The organism is Chitinophaga sp., assembly GCF_036566945.1.
GTDB lineage: Bacteria > Bacteroidota > Bacteroidia > Chitinophagales > Chitinophagaceae > Chitinophaga.
In genome coordinates, this window is record NZ_DATCVJ010000106.1 from 1 (window position 1) to 2,278 (window position 2,278).

Below are 2,278 nucleotides of genomic sequence, written 5' to 3' on the forward strand. Positions count from 1 at the left end.
CTGCTGTGCAATTTTCTCGTCATCAAGAAACGCAAACTTGTCTCCGCGCACCGTAATACGTTGATTAATACCGGGTTTGCTGTTAAGGTCATAATATTCGCAGAGATCATACTGGTGTAATATTTCATACACCATTTTGCAGCCCTGACAGCAGAAAATTTTGTCCTGCAGCATTATATCCTTATCAGGACAGTTTTCCCCGCAATGAAAGCAGGTACTTTTTGTATGGGTAGGCGAAGAAACATTCATTAGTCAATAATTGCGTTATTAATATCGTGTTGGGTAATGACCACGGTATGGCCTGGAATGGCAGCTGGATAAAGGATATTCTGCGCTACGTATATCCATTGGTGTAATAGCTGCTCCGTGATAAAAATGTCACTTACACATAATTTATAGGTGGTACTCCAGTGTTCCTGTAGCTGGTAGTTGGCGGAAATTTGCCGGAGTTTTTGCAGCACGGCGGTTTGCTGAATAGGCAAGTGGAATTTGTTGGCGATAACATCGCACAGGCTTCCGAGGGGTAATTCATGGAAGTTGATGATGGAATAAGCGAACATGAAGCGGATATTTTATACAGATACAAAAGTACCGGTAGCCGCAACGGGGGGCAATGATAAGCGTCAAGGGAGAATATGATAAATATCACTTTAGCACGTGGCTGGAGCGAATTTTGTCTTTGCCCAGGATTATACTGATTATACTGATTTTCAGGATTTTGTTCTTATGAGTTTTTGATTTTTAAAGACAAGCGAAGATGAATGCGAATATCCGCTCCCCATCTTGTCAATCTTCAGCCGGGTAAAAATATTTTGGAAATCAGTATAATCCTGGGTAAAGACAAAAATTCTAGTCCTGCAGATTGGCTGTTCTGATAATTTCGGGGAGATCGAGCAGGCGGATTTTTTTGCCTTCCAGTTCTATCATGCCGTCTTTCTTAAATTCGGAGAGCAGGCGTATGGCAGATTCGGTGGCGGTGCCTACCAGGTTGGCGATTTCATCGCGGGAAAGGCGTACGCTGAGGGTATGACCATCTTCTTCGAGGCCATAGGTTTCTTTGATGAAGAGTAAAGTTTCTGCGAGTCGTTCTCTTACCGGCTTTTGGGCCAGGTGGGTGATTTTCAGTTCTGCTTTGCGTAGTTCACTAGATAAGATGCGCATCATTTCAAAAGAAAGGGAAGCATCTTTCTGGAGAATACTGAGAAACAGGTCTTTAGGAATGAAGCAGATAGAAGAGTCTTCCAGGGCGGTGGCCGTAGCGGTATATCTTTCGTTACTCAGCAATGCTTTATAACCCATAATATCGCCGGCTTTGATGAGGCGTACAATTTGTTCGCGGCCATCATCACCACTATGAGAGAGCTTAATTTTACCGTCGTTGATACAATATACGCCGAAAGGATAAGCGCCTTCATGGAAGATCACCTGTCCCTTTTTGTATATAGAGCACACCTTTGCCTCTGAAATTTGTTCCAGATTGCACTGTTCCGCTTTGCAGAATATTGAAGAGAAACGATCCTTACAGTGTTGGCACGAAGGATTGTGGAACGATGTAGCCATAATCAATTTGCAAAAGTACTAATTTACGGCTCCTTAACCAAAGCAAAAGTATTCGTGGCGCTTAATTATTATATTATTTATAAACCATATGAAGTCCTGACCCGCTTTACTCCGGAAGGAAATAAAGCCTGTCTGGCAGATTATTTCAAAGTGCCGTCGGACGTGTACCCGGTGGGCCGGCTGGATTACGACAGCGAGGGTCTGCTGATTCTCACAAACGACAAAGCGCTGAATCAGCAGTTGTTGCTGCCACAACATGCGCATGAAAGAGAGTACTGGGTACAGGTAGATGGGGCGGTAACGCCGGAAGCAGTGCTGCAATTACAGGCAGGTGTGCAAATCAATGTGGACGGTAAGTTATATCGTACCAAACGTTGCATCGCTGAAATATTCCCGGAGGAGCCATTGCTGCCGCCCCGCAACCCGCCTATCCGTTTCCGTAAAAGCATCCCTGCTCCCTGGATCCGGATGGTACTGGGAGAAGGGAAAAACCGTCAGGTAAGACGAATGACCGCTGCTGTTGGATTTCCTACGTTGAGGCTTGTCCGTTATCGTATGGAAGATATTACCGTTGCCGGCATGCAACCCGGAGATATGGTGCAGTTAAGCAGGGAGGAGATTTATAAGAAATTGAACCTGAAAGCATAAGGCAAAAAGCAAAAAGCCATCGGAGCGATTTTTTGTCTTACTCAGGATTATACTGATTTAGATGATTTTC

General features: G+C 44.5%; 4 protein-coding genes. 1 reads left to right on the forward strand and 3 read right to left on the reverse strand.

Annotated elements, in window-relative coordinates; genetic code table 11:
* The 3 genes from VIP81_RS03110 to VIP81_RS03120 all read right to left on the reverse strand — a co-directional run.
* Nucleotides 1-249, reverse strand: a 249-nt coding sequence (locus tag VIP81_RS03110; protein WP_331957018.1) for a heavy metal translocating P-type ATPase metal-binding domain-containing protein, incomplete at its 3' end; no start/stop codon positions are given.
* Nucleotides 249-560: a hypothetical protein gene (locus VIP81_RS03115; protein WP_331957019.1), complete on the reverse strand. Its 312-nt coding sequence runs from the start codon at nucleotides 558-560 to the stop codon at nucleotides 249-251. The genes VIP81_RS03115 and VIP81_RS03110, both read right to left, overlap by 1 nt.
* 289 nt (nucleotides 561-849) lie before the next feature.
* On the reverse strand, nucleotides 850-1,560 hold the full coding sequence (locus VIP81_RS03120; protein WP_331957020.1) for a Crp/Fnr family transcriptional regulator: 711 nt from the start codon (nucleotides 1,558-1,560) through the stop codon (nucleotides 850-852).
* 54 nt (nucleotides 1,561-1,614) lie between these two features.
* Between VIP81_RS03120 and VIP81_RS03125 the strand changes: the two genes are divergently transcribed.
* On the forward strand, nucleotides 1,615-2,208 hold the full coding sequence (locus VIP81_RS03125) for a pseudouridine synthase (protein WP_331957021.1): 594 nt from the start codon (nucleotides 1,615-1,617) through the stop codon (nucleotides 2,206-2,208).
* Nucleotides 2,209-2,278 lie beyond the last annotated feature (70 nt).

Excerpts from the sequence above, each read along its gene's own strand:
- VIP81_RS03120 (WP_331957020.1), bottom strand. The coding sequence starts at position 1,560 with ATGGCTACATCGTTCCACAATCCTTCGTGCCAACACTGTAAGGATCGT.
- VIP81_RS03115 (WP_331957019.1), bottom strand. The coding sequence starts at position 560 with ATGTTCGCTTATTCCATCATCAACTTCCATGAATTACCCCTCGGAAGC.